We start from the raw sequence: 18,576 nt of genomic DNA, 5'->3' as shown, positions 1-18,576 counted from the left end.
CAAACCGGCTTGGTGCTAGTGTGCGCCTCCCGGGATTCGATCACCACTCCATGGCCAAAGCGCCGCTTGACCTGACCTCCGGCCCGATCGGCCGCAATCTCCTGTTGTTTTCCCTGCCGATCCTGGCCGGCAACATCGCGCAGTCGCTGAACGGTTCGGTGAATGCGGTCTGGGTCGGGCGCTTCCTCGGCGAGGCGGCACTGACCGCCACCGCGAACGCCAACAACATCATGTTCTTCCTGATCGGCTCGGTGTTCGGCTTCGGCATGGCCTCGACCATCCTGATCGGCCAGGCGATCGGCGCGCGCGACATCCCGCAGGCGCGGCGCGTGGTGGGTACCAGCGCCACCTTCTTCATCGGCCTGTCGGTGATCATCGCCATCGCCGGCTGGTTCATGGCCCATCCGCTGCTGGCGGCGATGGGCACGCCGGCCGCCTCGCTGCCATTGGCCGAGGCCTACCTGCAGATCATCTTCCTGGCGATGCCGACGCTGTATGCGTTCGCCTTCCTCACCGCCGCGCTGCGCGGTGCCGGTGACTCGCGCACGCCGTTCCGTTTCCTGATGGTGTCGGTGGCACTGGACATCGTGCTGAACCCGGTTCTGATCTTCGGCATGGGGCGGTTCCCCGCGCTGGGCATCGCCGGCTCGGCCTGGGCAACGCTCGTCGCGCAGACGCTGTCGCTGGCCGGCCTGCTGCTGTACATGCGGCACAAGCGCCACACGTTGTGGCTGGGCCGCGCCGACATGCGCCTGTTCAAGCTCGACCTGACCATCCTGAAAGCGTTGGTGCTCAAGGGCGTGCCGATGGGCCTGCAGATGGTGCTGATCTCGCTGTCGGTGATCCTGCTGATGACCATGGTCAACCAGTACGGCACCGACACCGCCGCCGGTTACGGCGCTTCCCTGCAGCTGTGGAACTACCTGCAGATGCCGGCGATGGCGATCGGCGCGGCGTGCTCTTCGATGGCGGCGCAGAACGTCGGTGCACAGCGCTGGGACCGCGTACGCGGCACCGCACGCCAGGGCGTGCTGTTCAATTTCCTGCTGACCGGCGCGCTGATCCTGCCACTGGTCCTGTTCGATCGCCAGCTGCTGGCCCTGTTCCTGCCGCCGGCCAGCCAGGCGCTGGACATTGCCCGTCACCTCAACCACGTGGTGATCGGCTCGTTCCTGTTCTTCGGCGTCAGCTTCGTGATCTCCGGCGTGGTGCGCTCCACCGGCGCGGTGATCCCGCCGCTGCTGATCCTGGCTGGTTCGCTGTGGGGCGTGCGCGTGCCGTTCGCCGAGCTGCTGCAGCCGTATTGGGGCGCCGATGCGATCTGGTGGAGTTTCCCGGTCAGCTCGCTGGTGTCGATGCTGCTGTCGTTGGCGTACTACCGCTGGGGCGGCTGGCGCAAGGCGAAGATGATGGGCAAGCCCTCGCACGCCGAGGAACTGGCCACGCCGTCGGAAATTCCGGCCTGCCCGCCGTCGCCGGTGGCCGACCCGGATGCCGCACCGATGCGGTAGTGCCGGCCGCTGGCCGGCAACCTCACACCTCTCCAGCAGCATCGCGGAACAGCCGGCCAGCGGCCGGCTCTACCGCTTCTTCTTCGCCGCGTTGAACATGGCCGCCGCGCGCATCAGCGCCTTGAACGCGGCGGCATCCGGCATCGCGCCTTCATGGATATCGATCGCGCGCCGCGTGTTCCCCTCCAGGCTGGCGTTGAACAGTCCCTTCGGACCGGCCAGCGCCGCGCCATTGGCAAATGTCAGCTTCACCGCCTGCTTGTAGGTCTCGCCGGTGCACAGGATGCCGTTGTGCTCCCACACCGGTGTACCCCGCCATTTCCAGGTTTCCTGCACGTCGGGCAGCGCTTCATGGATCAACGCACGCACGCGTGCCAGCGCTTCGCCACGCCAGTCGCCCAGTTCAGCGATGCGCGCATCGATCAGTTCGGCGGCCGGGGTTCCGGCATCGGCCGGGTTGGGTGCATGCGTGGCCATCAGCGGCTCTCGTCGGCAAGGAGATCAGAACGGTGGGCTTACATGTGTTCGCCGGGCAATGCCGCGGCCTGGCGCACCCAGTCAAGAAACCGGGCTTCATCCAGTACGCCATCCTGGGCAATGTGCAGGTAGCGCGTATCGGCACTCCTGGACGGCTCCGGCGGCACCGGTTTCAGCGCAGCGCCGCGGAAGAACGCCACCTTGATATAGCGGGTGAAGCAATGGAAGCTGAGAAACCAGCCTTCGCCCGCGGCCACCGCATACATCGGCGAGTTCCACTTCACCGCCTTGTGCACCCCGGGTACGGCCTGTTCGACCAGCGCATCCAGCCGTGCGCCGATCGGCCGCTTCCAGTCCGGCATCGCCGCGATATACGCCTGTACCGTGGCATCGCCCTCGCCCTTGGCGATCTGCGGATTGCCGCCTGACAACAGCTTGGGCGCAGCGGAAGGTGCGGTTCGCTTGGCAGGCATCGCACGGCACGTCCATCGGGATGACACTGCAGCCTACCGCGGCCCGTGCCGGGCGGTCACGGCGCAGTGCGCCATCGGCTCAGTCCGCCTGCCCCGCGCGGAACTGGCGCCACTCCGGCAGCTTGCGGTGCCGGCGCAGCGAGCGCATCAGCGCCGCCATCACCATGCCGAACAGCGCTCCGGCCAACAGCCCGGCCACCAGCAGCAGCGCCAGCGGACGCTCACTGCCCTGCCACAGCATCAGCCACATCAGCGCGGTCCAGAACAGCCCGAACAACAGGCCCTGCACCAGCGCATTGGTACCGAAGCCGGCCAGGATCGGCGGTGGCAGTGCGATGCCCATGCGCCACAGCAGGCGATGCAGCAACGGCGCCGACTGCACACGCGCCAGTCCCTTGCCGTCGAGGAAGCGCAACGCCGACTGGATCACGGCGGGATAGCGCGGGTTGATGTCGTTCATCACCTGATCGTGGCCGATGCGATGCCGGAAACGCAAACGGCCACCCGAAGGTGGCCGTCGCGGCAACAACCGAAGTTGTTTATCAGGCCTTTTCGGCCAGACGGGCAGCCTTGGCGGCAGCAGCGGCAGCCAGGTCTTCCTTGATGCGGGCAGCCTTGCCTTCCAGGCCACGCAGGTAGTACAGCTTGCCGGCGCGGACCTTACCACGACGCTTCACTTCGACCGAGTCGATGATGGCGCTGTGGGTCTGGAACACGCGCTCGACGCCGTAGCCGTGCGAGATCTTGCGCACGGTGAACGAGGAGTTCAGGCCGGCGTTCTTGGTGGCGATGACGACGCCTTCGTAGGCCTGCACGCGCTCGCGGCTGCCTTCCTTCACCTTCACGTTGACGACAACGGTGTCGCCCTGGCTGAACTTCGGCAGTTCACGGGTGATCTGGGCGGATTCGAATTCCGCGACGATGGACTTGTTCAGCTTGCTCATGGGTTACACCGATTCTTGTTCGGGTGGGCGTGTCATGTAGACAACGTGGGCTCATGCAGTCACCGGACTGTGCTGCACGTTTGTTGTGGGTACTGCGCGCGCCGGCCTGGGCTGGCGGTAATTGGCCATGATAGCCGATAAAGCCGGCCCTGCGCTAGGGGTCGGCCTTCTGTTTCTGGGCCTGACGGCCCTGTTCCAGCAGCGTGCGGTCGGCCTTGCCCAGCGCCTGTTCATCCAGCAGGTCCGGGCGCCGCTGGGCGGTACGGACCAGCGACTGCTGGCGGCGCCACGCGGCGATGGCCGCATGGTTGCCTGAGCGCAGCACGTCCGGCACGTCGCCCAGAGGGTGCTGGGCCGGCTGGCTGTAGTGCGGGCAGTCGAGCAGGCCCAGATCACCTTCGAAGCTGTCCTGGGCCGCTGATTCAGCGTCATTCAGGGCCCCGTCCTGCAGGCGGGCCACGGCGTCGATGATGACCGCGGCACCCAGCTCGCCACCCGACAGCACGTAGTCGCCGAGGGAGATTTCCTCGTCGACATTGGCTTCCAGGAAACGCTCGTCGATGCCCTCGTAGCGGCCACAGAGCAGGACCATGCGCGGCAATGCCGCCAGTTCCCGCACCTTGGCCTGGGTCAACGGCGCCCCCTGCGGGCTGAGGTAGATCACCCGCGCCGGGGTCGGATCAGCATCGCGGATCGCCTGCAGGCAGGCCTGCAACGGCTCGATCAGCATCACCATGCCCGGGCCGCCACCGAACGGACGGTCGTCCACCCGGCGGTAGTTGCCTTCGGCGTAATCACGGGGATTCCAGCCATGCAGGCTGAACAATCCCTTCTCCTGCGCGCGCCCGACCACGCCCAGTCCAGCGGACTGGGCGAGGAACTCGGGGAACAGGGTGATGACGTCGAAACGCATGCTCACACTCAGAACTCGGGATCCCAGTCGACCACGACCAGGTTGGCCTCGAAATCGACCGACTTGACGAAGTCCGGCTGCACGAACGGAATCATCCGCTCGCGGTCACCCCGGACCACCACCACGTCGTTGGCGCCGGTGCTGAACAAGTGCGAGACCTGGCCCAGGGCAACGCCCTCGGTGGTCTTCACGTCCAGGCCTTCCAGGTCCACCCAGTAATACTCATCGGGCTTCGGCGGTGGCAGGGCACTGCGGGCCACGTAGATCTCGGTGCCGCGCATCGCTTCGACGGTATCGCGGTCCTCGACGCCGGGGAACCGGGCGACCAGGTGCTTGCCACTGTCGCGGCCACGCACACCTTCAATCGTGGTTTCCACGCCGGACGGGCTGCGCACGATCCACGGCTGGTAACGGAAAATGGCGGAACGTGGCTCGGTCCAGGACTCGAGCTTGATCTCGCCGCGCACACCAAAAGCGCCGACAACCCTGCCCAGCAGGATGCGGCGCTCGATATCTTTCATCTGCTTCAACCAAGAGGGCCACGCCGAAGCGTGGCCCGTCAGGATCAGGCCGCAGCGGCCTGGGACTTGGTCGCTTCCTTGATCAGGTTGCGGACCTTGTCGGTCGGCTGGGCGCCGTTCTTGACCCAATGGTCAACGCGGGCCAGGTCCAGCTCGATGCGCTTCTCGCCGCCCTGGGCGACCGGGTTGTAGAAACCAACGCGCTCGATGTTGCGGCCGTCGCGCGCGCTGCGCACGTCGGTGACGATGATGTGGTAGAACGGACGCTTCTTGGCGCCGCCGCGGGTCAGTCGAATCTTGACCATGGTGTTTTTCCTATTGCCCAGTCGCCAGGATGGCGAGGTAAGCGGGCGATTATAGCGGCAGAGCCCGGCCGAGCCAACCCCGGGGGGGCCGCTTGGGGTCAGATTCCTTTTGCGGCGCAAAAGGGATCTGACCCCAGCCCCTGCCAAGCCACCGCCGCCAGCACCGCCCTGCCCTGTTCAGCCAGCGCCTGCGAGCTTGGCAGGAGTTGCCCGTCGATGGCCTCCAGCGCCCACAGGCCGCTGGCGTTGCAGGCAAAAGCGGCCTTCACACTGCCCAGTTCAGCCAGCGCCAACGGCCGCGTCAACTGCGCATCGGGCCAATGCCGCTTCAGCAGCGCTTCGGCCGTACCGCGCAGGGCCGGCGCCTGCGGCCAGAGCAGCCGTTCACCATCGTGCACGGCCAGGTTCCAGGTGCTTCCTTCACTCACGTCGCCATCAGCGGTCACGAACAGCACATCGTCGAATCCTTCGGCCATCGCCGCGCGGCGCTCGGCGAACAGGCCAAACGTGCCCACGTGCTTGATCTGCGGCATTTCGCGCTGCCAGACCACGCTGCGCACGCGCTTGGGCGCGATCAGGGCCACCGGCGCTGATACTGCCACCAGCACGTCCACCGGCACCGCCGCCAGCGGGTTGCGGAAATCGAACCGGCGCGAGTACACCGTCACCCGCAGCGAGGCATCGGCCAGGCCGGCCTGCTGCAGGGCCTGTGCCATCCAGGTCTGTACCTGCACCGTATCCAGCTCGCTGCCGAACAGTGCACGCGTGGCCTGTGACAGCCGCGCCAGATGCAGGTCCAGTCCCTGCACCGCGTGGTCGCGCACCTGCAGCGAGGTGAAATGGCCGTAGTTGACCAGCGCCGGCAGCAGATCCTCGACCTGTGCCGGCAGGCCGTTGCAGGTCACCGTCATCGCAGCAGCGCCTGCGCCTGGCTCCACATGCCGCGCAGCACGTCGGCGGCCGGCTGTGCCGGCGCCATCCACGCCGACTGCCCGGCCCAGGCCTGCATCGCCGCCAGGCGGTTTTCCTGCGCGGCCTGCTTGCGCATCGGCGCGGTCAGCCCGCGCTGCACCGGGTACGGGCGTGGCGCCGGGGCGCCTTCTGCGGCAGCGGCGCGCACATAGGCGGTCGCCAGGCCGCGGCCCAGGCGGCCGCTGAAGGCGCGCGTCGGCCAGGTGTCTTCCGGTTCGCTGGCGGCCAGCCCATCGGCCCATGCCGAGGCGATCGCTGCTTCGGGCGTGCGCAGGAACGCGGTGCCGATCTGCACCGCGCTGGCCCCCAACGTGAGCGCGGCGGCGATACCGCGGCCATCGGCGATACCGCCGGCGGCAATCACCGGGATCTGCAGGTGATCGGCCAGGCGCGGCAGCAGCGCGAACAGGCCGACCAGCTGGCGCTCGGCCATCGCCGGATCGAACGCACCGCGATGGCCGCCCGCTTCCATGCCCTGCGCCACCACCGCATCGGCACCGGCGTCCTGTGCTGCACGCGCTTCGGACAAGGTGGTCGCGCAGGCGATCCAGGCAATGCCGGCATCCTTCAACTGCTGCACGTGGCGCGGCAGCAACACACCCATGATGGTCGAGGCCACCGCCGGGCGTGCGGCCAGCAGTGCGGCGAACTGTTCTTCGAAGTCGGCGGGCGTGGCATCGGCGGCGCTGGCCGGCACGTCCGGGCCCCACTGCGCCAGGAAGGCGCGGCTGGCAGCCTCGGCGGCAACGTCACGGGTCGGCACCGGATCCGGCACCCACAGGTTCACCTGCGCCGGGCCGGTCGAAGCGGCGCGGAAATCGTCCATCCAGCGACCGATATCGGCCGAAGAGGACAACACCGCGCCCATCGCGCCCATGCTGCCGGCATTGGCCAGCGCAGCCGACAGCGGCACCGGGCAGGCACCGGCCATCGGTGCCAGCAGGATCGGAAGCTGCAATGAAAAACGCCGACAGAAGGTGTCGGCGCGTTCAAGAATCGGCGATGCATTCACGCGACATACCTGTTGGAGAAGTCGCCATCCAGCATACGCCAGTCATTGTGACCGGGGCCGCGTCGCAATGCGCGCCGGCCCCGTCGCTGCATCAACGGAACGGCATGCCGCGGCCGCCCATGGCGCCCATCATGCCCTTCATGCTGCGCAGCATGCCCTTCATGCCGCCGCCGGCCATCTTGCTCATCATCTTTTCCATCTGCATGTACTGCTTCATCAGCTTGTTGACGTCAGCCGGAGTCACGCCCGAGCCCTTGGCGATGCGCGCGCGGCGCGAGCCGTTCAGCAGGTTCGGGTTGCGCCGTTCCTTCTTGGTCATCGAGCTGATGATGGCGATCATGCGCGGCACATCCTTGCCCTGGCTGACCTGCTGCTTCAGATGGTCGGGGATGTTGCCCAGGCCCGGCAGCTTGTCCATCAGGCCGCCGATGCCGCCCATGTTCTGCATCTGCTCGAGCTGGTCACGCATGTCGTTCAGGTCGAACTTCTTGCCCTTGGCGACCTTCTCGGCCAGCTTGGCCGCCTTGTCCTTGTCGACCTGCTGCTCGACCTGCTCGACCAGCGACAGCACGTCGCCCATGTCGAGGATGCGGCTGGCGATACGGTCCGGGTGGAACACGTCCAGGCCTTCCGGCTTTTCGCTGACACCGACGAACTTGATCGGCTTGCCGGTGATGTAGCGCACGCTCAGTGCGGCACCGCCACGGGCGTCACCGTCGGTCTTGGTCAGCACCACACCGGTCAGCGGCAGGGCGTCGCCGAAGGCCTTGGCGGTGTTGGCCGCGTCCTGGCCGGTCATGGCGTCGACCACGAACAGGGTTTCGGCCGGGTTCACCGCAGCGTGCAGGGCCTTGATCTCGGCCATCATCGCTTCGTCGATGGCCAGGCGGCCGGCGGTATCGACCAGCAGCACGTCGACGAACGACTTGCGCGCGTCGTCGATGGCGGCACGGACGATGGCTTCCGGCTTCTGGTCGGCGCTGGACGGGAAGAACAGCACGCCGACCTGCTCGGCCAGGGTCTTCAGCTGTTCGATCGCGGCCGGACGGTAGACGTCGGCCGAAACCACCATCACCTTCTTCTTGCGCTTTTCCTTCAGGTGCTTGGCCAGCTTGCCCACCGTGGTGGTCTTGCCGGCGCCCTGCAGGCCCGCCATCAGGATGATGGCCGGCGCGGGCACATTGAGGTTCAGGTCGCTGGCTTCGGCGCCCATCACCGCGGTCAGCTCGTCGCGCACGACCTTGATCAGCGCCTGGCCCGGGGTCAGCGACTTCAGCACTTCCTGGCCGACCGCTCGTACCTTGATGCGCTCGATCAGGGCCTGCACCACCGGCAGCGCAACGTCGGCTTCGAGCAGCGCGATGCGCACTTCGCGGGTCGCCTCGCGGATGTTCTCCTCGGTCAGGCGGCCACGGCCACGCAGGCGCTCGATGGTGCCGGAAAGGCGCTGGGTCAGGGACTCGAACATGCGGCGCAACCTGTCTGAAAGCGGGGGACAATAAGGCAGACAGTATAACGGGTCCGCTCCCCTCCCCGGGCTGCGACCACGGGGCCGTCGCCACCACCGCAGGGGTATGCGAAACTGCAACGATGTTAATCGTTCTCATCGCCGCCCTGCTCTACCTGGCCGCCAGCGCCCTGCTGGTGCGTGCGCTTGGCCGCGATGAAAGCACCGGCTCCCCCGCCTGGCTGTGGCCCGCCCTGCCGGCGATGCTGCTGCACGGCGGCTACCACGTGATGGTGGCGATGCGCACCAACGGCGGGCCGGACATGCACTTCTTCGCCGCGCTGTCGCTGGTCGGCCTGGGCATGGCCTGGCTGACCTCGCTGGTCGGCGCACGCGGGCGGATGTCGGCGCTGGGCGTGGTGGTGTTCCCGCTGGCTGCCGTGCTGCTGCTGGCCTACCACGGCTACGGCCACGAACCGAGCAAAGTGCTGGGCTGGCGCCTGGCCAGCCACGCCTGGCTGGCGCTGCTGGCCTACGCCACGCTGAGCATCGCCGCGCTGCTGGCAATCATGCTGTGGCTGCAGGAACGCGCACTGCGTCGCCGCGAGTTCCGGCCGTGGCTGCGGGCGCTGCCGCCGCTGGCCGACCTGGAATCACTGCTGTTCCGGGTGATCACCGTCGGCTTCGCGCTGCTGACCCTGACCCTGGTCACCGGTGTGCTGTTCGTCGATGACCTGCTGGCACAGAAGCTGGTGCACAAGACCGTGCTGAGCGTGCTGTCGTGGGTCGTGTTCGGCGTGCTGCTGGTCGGCCGCCGCCGCTACGGCTGGCGCGGCATGAAGGCGGTGCACTGGACGCTGGCGGCAATGCTGTTGCTGCTGCTGGCGTTCTTCGGCAGCCAGTTCGTGATCGAACTGGTGTTCGGGCATACGCGATAGAAGCGTGCCGACCAACGGTCGGCCCCCACCCAACATCACCTGGTAGTGCCGGCCGCTGGCCGGCAACTGGACCGCACCCTGCGTGGATGCTGCCGCCGGTCAGGGCACCGGCTGCGCCAGGATCTTCCGCACCGAACGGCCGCTGTTGGTGAGGATGTCATCGACCTGCCAGCAGCCCTGGCCCTGGCGCACCATCGGCAACCGGGTCACGTAGGCCTTCTTCCAGACCCAATAGCGCATTTCTACCTGACCGGTGGTCGCCGAGGCCTCTTTCCAGCTGTAACGCACGGGGCTGTCGATGTCGCCATCCTGCGCATCCAGCCACGGATCGGAATCGATCGTGCAGATGCCCTCCTCGCGCTGCTGGCAGGCACGCTCATCACGCAGCGCCTTGCCGAAGGCCGCGCTGACCAGCGCGGCCGGCGGATCCAGCAGATCACCGTTGCCGGTCGTCGCCTCGTAGAAGGCGCGGGCCACAGCCGCAGGCTCCCGGCAGGCGGGTGCAGCCTGCACGGTGGGGGCCAGTAGCAGCCCGGCGATCACGAACATCCCTGTCTTTCGCATGTATTTCTCCTTGAGGGAGTGCCGGCCGCTGGCCGGCAATACAGGATATCCCGGCGCTGCCGGCCAGCGGCCGGCACTACCCGATACCCGGCTTACAACCCGTAACGCTCGATCACGTCCAGGTGCGGCTGGCGATCCTGGTCGCAGGCTTCGGCCAGGCGCAGCCAGCAATGCGGATGCGGCCACGTCGCGGTCTGCTGCTGGAGGAAGCGGTGCAGCGCCAGCGGTGCATGGTCCTGCGGCTGGGCCACGGTGAACAGCAGGCCGGGCAGCGTACCCTCTTCCACATCGGGGTCGGTGACGGTGTAGTCCGGCCGGCTGTGTGACCACACCTTCCAGCCCTGTGCTTCGGCCGCCTCGACGAAGGCATTCCAGGCCTCTTCGCCCGGGTGCGCGCCATCGATCATCCAGCTGCGGGCGAAGCCGCCGCGTTCCAGCACATGCACCTGCGCATAGGTCGGGATGAAATGCTCGCGTGCTTCCTCCTCCTCGGGTGCCGGATGCACCAGCGCGGCATCGAACACCACCCAGTCGCCCACCTGCTGGGCGCGGTTGGACGGCGCGTTCTCGACGATGCGCGCGGTCACCGGCCCGCTGCGACGGGCGTAGTACTCCATCGGCTCACCGTTCTCTTCGCTGCGGATGATCACCCAGCCCCACGGCTCTTCGACCACGCCTTCCAGGCTGGACAGCTCCATGCCGATCGCCTTCGCCGAGCGACGCACGGCGTCCCAATCCCGCGCCGCGCTGGCGGCACTCATGTGGTCCCAATGCGCGGCATTCGGATCTTCCAGCAATTCAACCAGCTGCGCATAGCAGGCCTGTGCTTCGCTGAAGCGGCCGGTTTCCATGTACATGCGCGCCAGCGTGCCGCGCGCGCCGTGCGAGCCCGGAGACAGCTCCAGCAGGGATCGGGCCGCCTGCTCCAGCGCCGGCCAGTCGGACACGCGGCGTGCACGCTGCACCTCGCACCAGTGCGCGAACACCGGCACGCTGCCGCGATAGAGATCGGCCAGCTGGCGCAGGCCATCGTCGTCGCCCTGTTCGGCCAGCCAGCGCATCAACGTGTAGGCCGCGGGACCATCGTTCTGCGCATGGCTGCGTACGAACCGCCACAGCAGCGCGCGCGCCTCGGGCTGCGCGCCGCAGGCATTGAGTGCGCTGGCCGCCATCTCGGCCAGCGCCTCGTCATCGGGCAACTCGGCATGCGCCTGCAGCAACCACTGCGCTTCGCGCTCGGGATCGCGCGACTGGTTCTGTTCGCCCTGCGCGTCCAGCCATGCCAGCAGCTCGCCCGCCGGCGCCGGCAGCGGTGCGACATCCGGCAACGCGTCGATGCGCGCGGCCAGGCCGGCCACCAGCGCCGCAGCACCACGATCCTGGCGCAGCTGCGCCAGATGGGTGCGGGCCAGTTCCAGCTGCCGCAGTGCCACCCAGCGCGCGCCACGCTGCAGCGCCAGCTCCAGGCTCAGCGCTGCCACTTCGATCAGCAGGCGATGCGATCCGACCCGGGCAAAGTGCTCGATGATCGTGTTGAAGCGCGTGCCCAGATCCCAGGTGTTGCGCGCAGGATCCCGCTGGCAGAGCGCGGCGGCGGTGTTGGCCCACAGGCGCCAGTAGTTCGGAGTCAGCTCGCTCCACGGCACCAGCTGCTGCAGCGCCTCTTCGTCGCGGCCCAGCTGGGCCAGCGCCCAGGCCTTGGACAGGCGGCGCGGCACCGTGCAGTTGGCCGGTTCGTACTCTCCGGACGCAGCAACTTCGGCCTCCCGCTTTTCGATCAGCGCCAGTGCCTCATCGGCACGGCCCATTCCCAGCAGGATCTTGATCTGCATCTCCGGGAAGCTGTCGAACACTTCCTTGCCACAGGCCTCCACGGCATCGGCCTGCGCCTGCAGGTAATCCAGCGCCGCCTGGCCACGACCATCATCGAGCAGCGCATCGGCCTTCTCGCAGCTCAGGCACTGGAAACAGGCCCAGCTCGGATCGATGCGACCCAGTGTTTCATCGCAGACTTCGATGCGCTCGGGCACCCAGCCCGGGCCATCGATGTTGCCATAGCAGGCAGCCAGATCCTGGGTCACGCAGATCGACTGCGGGCATTCCAGCGTGTCATCACGGTGCGCACGTTCGAACAGCGCCACCGCTTCGCCCAGCGCGCTCTCGCCTTCGACGCGGTTGCCGACGCGGTTGCGCAGCGCCCAGTGGCCGACATAGACGTCGACCCACGGGTTGTCCAGCGCCTTGCCCAGCGCACGCGCTTCGGGCAGCAATGCATCGACGCGGTCGATCTGCAGTTCACTCACCTCGTCGGCGAGACGGTTCAGCAGGTGCGCGTTCTGCGCCTGGCCGGCCTGGCGCAGGTCACCCTGCAGTTTTTCGACCCAGTTCCAGATGTCCATGGGGTAAGTGCTCCTGTCTAGCGAAGGCTGGATGAGAAGGTACGGTGCTCAGCGCAGCATCTGCTGCAGGGCACCGGCAATATCGGTAAAGGCGCCGTTGAGATCCGGGCCGGGCGTAGCGTTCGCGCGTGCCAGCGGGCGGCCCTGCGCGGCGACGATGATCTTCAGTGAGCGCAGCAGACGGGCTGCGGCTTCGGCCTGTGGATGCCCCTCGCGCTGGGCGCGCAGCAGCGCCTGCACTGCCGGGTTGTCGAGATTGAGATACAGCCGCGACGGCGCGCGCGACTCGATGCGTGCGGTGAACTGCCGGGCCAGGCGCAGCGCGGCCATCGACACGCGCTTGTCGTTCTCGTCGTCTTCCAGGCGCTGCTTCAGCTCGGCTTCGCGGTCGGGCACCACCACCACCGGCAGCGACTCGGGGCTGAAGCGTGCCGGCAGCAACTGTTCGCCGTCGCCCAGCTGCTCGCGCAGCCATGCCAGTTGCGCCTCGTCGAGGCTGTCATCGCTTCGGAACAGTGCACGGTTACCCTGCTCGGTCCCCAGTTCAACCAGGCGCAGGCCCTTGGCCTGGGCCCAGCGACGCAGGAACGGCACGACTGCATAGCGGTGGCCATGCGCGACCGGTACCCCCATCGCGCGGAACAGCATCTCCTCGAAGCCACCGCCATTGTCGAGAATCACATGCACGGCACCCCGTGCCGGCAGCGCACTGGCCGGCAGGTCGCCCTGCGAAGTCGGCACGCGCACGTGCTCCAACAGCAGGTCGAACAGGCGGTCATCGCACAGCGCCGCGCCCAGCAAGGCCTCATTATGGCGCGTGAGAACGCGTCGCCAGGCTTCCGGCTGCTGCCGTGCGACGTCGGCCAGGCCATCAATCAGCGCCTCCAGCAGCGCGTGCTGCACGGCCCGGTACTGGTCATCGCGCTGCAGGTCTTCGCGGCTGGCGGTGGGCGTCAGCCGCGAGGATTCGATCACCCCGCCGATGAAACCGGCCCACGGCGGCAGCAGGTCGCGCGCATCGTCATCCAGCAGCATGCCGCGCACGAACACCGAAAGATTGCGGTTGTCACTGGTGCCGTAGGTAGCGCCGTCCTGGACCCACAACAGGCCGGTGGCATCGCTGTCGCCATCCGCGCGCAGTGGCACGGTGACGATCGGCTCGAAATCGTGCTCGAAGCGCGCAGCGAACTGCAGCGCCTGGCGACGCGCCTGTACCGGATGCACGACGACGTCACCCTGGCTGCGCCACGGCGGCGGCTCGGGGTTGAGCGCCTCGGCCGCAGCACCGATGAAGATCGGCTCGGACAGCAGCGCGCAATAGCGGCCCAGCACCTCGTGCAGGCGCGCCTCGTTGGCCAGCGGCAGGAAATCCGGATGCAGCTCCAGTTCCACCTCGGTGCCAACCGCGCGCGCCGGCATCTCGCTGACGGTGTACTGCTCGGCATTGCTGGACACGTACAGATGACCCAGTTCCGGCGTCTGGTACGAGGTGGTACGCACGCTGACCCTGCGCGCCAGCACGAAGGCCGACAGGAACCCGAGGCCGAACATGCCGATCAGGCCTTCATCGTCCTCCCCGCCCTGGCGCAGGCCCCGGGTGTAGCCGACGCCCACGGTAGCCAGGTAGTCATGGATTTCCTGGCGGGTCAGGCCGGCACCGGTATCGGTGATGCGCAGCACGCCGGCAGCGGCATCGACCTGCACCGAGATGCGCGACGGCACTTCGATGCCAGGCTGCTCGATGCGGCGACGGATGATCGAGTCATGCGCGTTCTGCACCAGCTCACGCAGCGCCACCACCGGGGTGGAATACAGGTGCTTGCCCAGCACCGTCATCAATCCATTGAGATCGACCCCTGCGCGACGGATTTCGGCGTTGGGGGCGGTGGGCGTGGTGTCCTGCATGTAATCGTTTACTCCTGGGCACGGAAAGACGCCAGAGGGCGCCTTCGTCGAGCGGGAAAAACTAGCACAGGCAGGCTGACCGTTGCCGTATACGACGTTTGTAGAGGCAGGGCCGCGCGCATCACGCCGCGTCGATAGCCTCGGACAGGCGCTCCACCGCGATCACTTCCATGCCCTTCACCGAACCGCCCTTGGGCGCGTTGGCCTTGGGCACGATGGCGCGCTTGAAACCATGGGTGGCCGCCTCGCGCAGGCGGTCCTCGCCGTTGGGCACCGGGCGGATCTCGCCGGACAGGCCAACCTCGCCAAAGGCAATCGTCTTTTCCGCCAGCGGCCGGTCCTGCAGCGAGGACAGCACCGCCAGCAGCACCGGCAGGTCGGCCGCGGTCTCCTGTACGCGGATACCCCCGACCACATTGACGAACACGTCCTGGTCGCCGACCAGCACGCCGCCGTGACGGTGCAGCACGGCCAGCAACATGGCCAGGCGGTTCTGCTCCAGGCCGACCGCGACACGGCGCGGGTTCGACAGCGGCGATGCATCGACCAGTGCCTGCACCTCCACCAGCAGGGGCCTCGTGCCCTCGCGGGTGACCATCACGCAGCTGCCCGGCTGATGGGTGCTGCCGCCGGACAGGAAGATGGCCGATGGATTGGAGACTTCCTTCAGGCCCTTGTCCCCCATCGCGAACACGCCCAGTTCGTTGACCGCACCGAAGCGGTTCTTGAACGCGCGCAGCAAACGGAAGCGGCTGCCGCTCTCGCCTTCGAAGTACAGCACCGCATCGACCATGTGTTCGAGCACGCGCGGGCCGGCGATGCCGCCCTCCTTGGTCACGTGGCCGACCAGGAACACGGCGGTGCCGGTCTCCTTGGCGAAACGCACCAGCCGCGCCGCGCTCTCGCGCACCTGGCTGACCGAACCCGGCGCGGCGGTCAGGCTCTCGGTCCACAGGGTCTGCACCGAATCGGCCACGATCAGCCGCGGGCCCGCCCTGGAGGCATGCTGCAGGATCGACTCGACGCCGGTCTCGGCCAGCGCGTTGACCCCATCCAGTGGCAGTTCCAGCCGGTGCGCACGACCGGCCACCTGCGCCAGCGACTCCTCGCCGGTGACGTACAGCACCGGCAGTTCGGCCGCCATCTTTGCCACTGCCTGCAGCAGCAGGGTCGACTTGCCGATGCCCGGGTCACCGCCGACCAGCACCACCGCGCCCTCGACCAGGCCACCGCCGAGCACGCGGTCGAACTCGCCGATGCCGGTGCTGACCCGGCGGTGCTCGGTCTGCTCCACGTCCTTCAGCGCGGTGATCTTCGGCGGATCGATCTTGCCCGCCCAACCCGCCCGGCGCGACGCCGGCGCCTTGGCCGCCGCCGCGCTCTCCAGCACGATTTCCGACAGCGAGTTCCAGGCGTTGCACTCGGTGCACTGGCCCTGCCACTTGCTGAATTCGGCGCCGCATTCATTGCAGACGTAGGCGGTGCGGGCTTTGGCCATCGGATGATTTCCAGCAAGGGGAACAGGCGTGGCAGGATAGCCGAGCCGGGTCGCAGGTGCTGCGACCGCTCAAGTCCCGCCTGCCCGCGCCGATAGCTGTCGCGGGCGTGCGCCTTGCGGGCGCCCCCTCCCTCCCCCTCTGGATTCAACATGACTGGCAGTTACAGTCAGAGCCTGGTCGCCATCTCCCTGCTGGTGGCCATTCTTGCTTCGTACACGGCGCTGGACATGGCCGGCCGCCTGGCCACCGCCGAGGGCCGCGTGGCCCGCTGGTGGCTGGCCGGCGGCGCGGCGGCGATGGGCCTGGGTATCTGGTCGATGCATTTCATCGGCATGCTGGCCTTCGACCTGCCGATTCCGGTCGGCTACGACCTCGGCATCACCCTGTACTCGCTGGCCGTGTCGATCGGCGCCTCGGCCTATGCGCTGTGGCTGGTGTCGCGGTCCAGCCTGCCCTGGCGACGTCTGCTGGCCGGCGCCGTGCTGATGGGCCTGGGCATTGCCACCATGCACTACCTAGGCATGGCCGCGATGCGCATGCAGCCGGGCATTGACTATCACCCGGGCTGGTTCGCTGCCTCCATCGCGGTTGCCATCGGCGCCGCCGGTGCGGCGCTGTGGATTGCCTTCCGCCTGCGTGCCGAGCAGCGCAACACCACGCGCCTGCGCCTGCTCGCCTCACTGGTGATGGGCCTGGCCATCGTCGGCATGCACTACACCGGCATGGCCGCGGCGCGCTTCCCGGAGGGCAGCATCTGCGGCGCGGTCGGCAGCGGCGGCATCGACACGCGTTGGCTGGCGGTGCTGGTGATCGTCACCACGGTGGCGACCCTGGGCATCGCCCTGGTGGCCTCGCTGTTCGACCGGCAGATGCGCGTGCGCACCGGGCTGCTGGCCGATTCACTGGCGCACGCCAACGACAGGCTGATCCAGGCCGCCCTGCACGACCCGCTGACCCAGCTGCCCAACCGCATGCTGCTGCAGGACCGCATCGAGCAGGCCATCGAGAAGGCGCGGCGGCGCAACCAGGCGGTGGCGGTGATGTTCTGCGACCTGGACGGCTTCAAGGCGGTCAATGATGCGTACGGACACCAGCTGGGAGATCGCCTGCTGGTGGCGGTGGCGCAGCGTATCGGCGGCCTGCTGCGGCCACAGGACACCTTCGCCCGCCTCGGCGGCGACGAGTTCGTGATCGTGCTGGCCATCGATGTTCCCGACGATGCAGTGGTGGTCGCCGAGCGGATCATCGCGGCGGCGGGCGAACCGTTCCTGCTGGATGCAGCCGAGCTGCAGGTCAGCGCCAGCCTGGGCATCGCCCTGTATCCGGCTGATGCCGGCAACGAGCGCGAGCTGATGGCACACGCCGATGCAGCGATGTACCACACCAAGGAGACCGGCCGGAACGGCTATACGTTCTTCACCCCCTCGATGCAGCTCAGTGCCAACCGCCAGCTGCGCCTGCTGCAGGACCTGCGCAAGGCCATCGCCCGCGACGAGCTGGTGCTGCACTACCAGCCCAAGTTCCCTGCCGCCGGCGCACCGGCCACCGGCGCCGAAGCGCTGCTGCGCTGGCAGCATCCCGAGCTGGGCCTGCTGGCGCCGGATGTGTTCATTCCCATCGCCGAACGCAGCGGTCTGATCCTGCCGATCGGTGACTGGGTACTGGACCGTGCCTGTGCACAGCTGCGCGCGTGGCACGATGCCGGACATTCCGGATGGTCGATGGCGGTGAACCTGTCACCGTTGCAGTTCGCCTCGCCGGCGCTGCTGGACAGTGTGCGCGAAGTGCTGCAACGGCACCGCATCGAGCCGGCGTGCCTGACCCTGGAGATCACCGAGACCACGGCGATGAAGGACGTGGACGCCAGCCTGGCGATTCTCAACGACCTGACCGCGATGGGCGTGCACATTGCCATCGACGACTTCGGCACGGGCTATTCCAGCCTGCTCTACCTGAAGCGCATGCCCGCCACCGAACTGAAGATCGACCGCGCGTTCGTGCACGATCTGGAATGCAATGAAGAGGATGCCGCCATCGTCTCGTCGATCATCGCGCTGGGGCGCACCCTGCAGCTGCAGGTGGTGGCAGAGGGTGTGGAGACGCAGGCACAGCGCGAGTACCTGAGCGAACTGGGGTGTGATCAATTGCAGGGTTACCACTTGGGCCGACCAATGGACGCCGAGGAATTCCTGCGCCGGGTGGGGTGAGACCCCATCCACGCATGGCGTGGATCCTGGTAGAGCCGGCCGCTGGCCGGCTTCCCGCAATTGCCGGCCAGCGGCCGGCACTACCCCCTGTGCCGGCCATGCCAGTTGGGATGAGGCCAATGGCTTTGGGGTCGGATCCCTTGCTGCAGGCAAGGATTCAGACCCCATCCACGTATGGCGTGGATCTCCTGGTAGAGCCGGCCGCTGGCCGGCTTCCCGCAACTGCCGGCCAGCGGCCGGCACTACCCCCTGTGCCGGCCATGCCAGGTGGGATGAGGCCGATGGCTTTGGGGTCGGATCCCTTGCTGCAGGCAAGGACTCTGACCCCATCCACGCATGGCGTGGATCTCCTGGTAGAGCCGGCCGCTGGCCGGCTTCCCGCAATTGCCGGCCAGCGGCCGGCACTACCCCCTGTGCCGGCCATGCCAGGCGGGATGAGGCCGATGGCTTTGGGGTCGGATCCCTTGCTGCAGGCAAGGATTCAGCCCC

17 protein-coding genes are annotated in these 18,576 nt (G+C 67.8%); 3 read left to right on the top strand and 14 right to left on the bottom strand.

The features are described from left to right. Positions 1-50 precede the first annotated feature (50 nt). On the top strand, positions 51-1,511 hold the full coding sequence (locus AC5P6X_RS08140; protein WP_049451935.1) for an MATE family efflux transporter: 1,461 nt from the start codon (positions 51-53) through the stop codon (positions 1,509-1,511). 69 nt (positions 1,512-1,580) lie between these two features. On the opposite strand, the gene AC5P6X_RS08135 is transcribed toward AC5P6X_RS08140, so the two are convergent. From AC5P6X_RS08135 to ffh, 10 genes are all read right to left on the bottom strand, one after another. After that, on the bottom strand, positions 1,581-1,988 hold the full coding sequence (locus tag AC5P6X_RS08135; protein ID WP_495215399.1) for a DUF1801 domain-containing protein: 408 nt from the start codon (positions 1,986-1,988) through the stop codon (positions 1,581-1,583). A 38-nt stretch (positions 1,989-2,026) separates the two neighbouring features. Then, positions 2,027-2,461, bottom strand: coding sequence for a DUF1801 domain-containing protein (locus tag AC5P6X_RS08130; RefSeq protein ID WP_005412655.1), 435 nt, complete (start codon positions 2,459-2,461; stop codon positions 2,027-2,029). Positions 2,462-2,540: 79 nt separating this feature from the next. Then, the gene (locus AC5P6X_RS08125) at positions 2,541-2,921 is read right to left on the bottom strand and encodes a DUF6404 family protein (RefSeq protein ID WP_049451937.1); all 381 of its coding nucleotides are present in this window, start codon (positions 2,919-2,921) and stop codon (positions 2,541-2,543) included. A gap of 82 nt (positions 2,922-3,003) precedes the next feature. Continuing rightward, complete coding sequence (rplS, locus tag AC5P6X_RS08120; protein WP_005408597.1) at positions 3,004-3,405, bottom strand: 50S ribosomal protein L19; 402 nt, start codon at positions 3,403-3,405, stop codon at positions 3,004-3,006. 154 nt (positions 3,406-3,559) lie between these two features. Further along, positions 3,560-4,318, bottom strand: a complete 759-nt coding sequence (gene trmD, locus AC5P6X_RS08115) for a tRNA (guanosine(37)-N1)-methyltransferase TrmD (protein WP_024956747.1) — start codon at positions 4,316-4,318, stop codon at positions 3,560-3,562. Positions 4,319-4,326: 8 nt separating this feature from the next. Continuing rightward, positions 4,327-4,839, bottom strand: coding sequence for a ribosome maturation factor RimM (rimM, locus tag AC5P6X_RS08110; RefSeq protein ID WP_005408595.1), 513 nt, complete (start codon positions 4,837-4,839; stop codon positions 4,327-4,329). Positions 4,840-4,883: 44 nt separating this feature from the next. Next, positions 4,884-5,144: a 30S ribosomal protein S16 gene (gene rpsP / locus AC5P6X_RS08105; RefSeq protein WP_005408594.1), complete on the bottom strand. Its 261-nt coding sequence runs from the start codon at positions 5,142-5,144 to the stop codon at positions 4,884-4,886. Between the two features lie 98 nt (positions 5,145-5,242). Next, positions 5,243-6,055, bottom strand: coding sequence for an aminotransferase class IV family protein (locus AC5P6X_RS08100; RefSeq protein WP_049451938.1), 813 nt, complete (start codon positions 6,053-6,055; stop codon positions 5,243-5,245). Then, on the bottom strand, positions 6,052-7,128 hold the full coding sequence (locus tag AC5P6X_RS08095) for an NAD(P)H-dependent flavin oxidoreductase (protein WP_005412650.1): 1,077 nt from the start codon (positions 7,126-7,128) through the stop codon (positions 6,052-6,054). The genes AC5P6X_RS08100 and AC5P6X_RS08095 overlap by 4 nt, the downstream gene beginning before the upstream one ends. Positions 7,129-7,219: 91 nt before the next feature. After that, positions 7,220-8,596, bottom strand: a complete 1,377-nt coding sequence (gene ffh, locus AC5P6X_RS08090) for a signal recognition particle protein (protein WP_049451939.1) — start codon at positions 8,594-8,596, stop codon at positions 7,220-7,222. A gap of 122 nt (positions 8,597-8,718) precedes the next feature. Here ffh and AC5P6X_RS08085 point away from each other — a divergent pair, with 122 nt between their 5' ends. Beyond that, entirely contained in the window at positions 8,719-9,513 is a 795-nt protein-coding gene (locus tag AC5P6X_RS08085) for a cytochrome C assembly family protein (RefSeq protein WP_049451940.1), read from the top strand. Between the two features lie 99 nt (positions 9,514-9,612). Here AC5P6X_RS08085 and AC5P6X_RS08080 read toward each other — a convergent pair whose 3' ends face one another. The 4 genes from AC5P6X_RS08080 to radA all read right to left on the bottom strand — a co-directional run bounded on the left by AC5P6X_RS08080 (position 9,613) and on the right by radA (position 15,879). Beyond that, positions 9,613-10,077, bottom strand: coding sequence for a YqhG/Tai3 family protein (locus AC5P6X_RS08080; RefSeq protein ID WP_049451941.1), 465 nt, complete (start codon positions 10,075-10,077; stop codon positions 9,613-9,615). Positions 10,078-10,169: 92 nt separating this feature from the next. Beyond that, complete coding sequence (locus AC5P6X_RS08075; RefSeq protein WP_049451942.1) at positions 10,170-12,476, bottom strand: tetratricopeptide repeat protein; 2,307 nt, start codon at positions 12,474-12,476, stop codon at positions 10,170-10,172. Positions 12,477-12,524: 48 nt separating this feature from the next. Beyond that, a complete protein-coding gene (locus AC5P6X_RS08070; protein WP_033833372.1) occupies positions 12,525-14,381 on the bottom strand; it encodes an ATP-binding protein in 1,857 nt (618 codons plus the stop codon). Between the two features lie 121 nt (positions 14,382-14,502). Then, on the bottom strand, positions 14,503-15,879 hold the full coding sequence (gene radA / locus AC5P6X_RS08065; protein ID WP_005408586.1) for a DNA repair protein RadA: 1,377 nt from the start codon (positions 15,877-15,879) through the stop codon (positions 14,503-14,505). Between the two features lie 150 nt (positions 15,880-16,029). Here radA and AC5P6X_RS08060 point away from each other — a divergent pair, with 150 nt between their 5' ends. Next, entirely contained in the window at positions 16,030-18,087 is a 2,058-nt protein-coding gene (locus AC5P6X_RS08060) for a putative bifunctional diguanylate cyclase/phosphodiesterase (protein ID WP_088435909.1), read from the top strand. Positions 18,088-18,576 lie beyond the last annotated feature (489 nt).

The organism is Stenotrophomonas sp. YJH_SMC_40, from assembly GCF_059368615.1.
The sequence above is the reverse complement of the archived record's forward strand: the minus strand, read 5'-3'. Positions and strand labels throughout refer to the sequence as shown.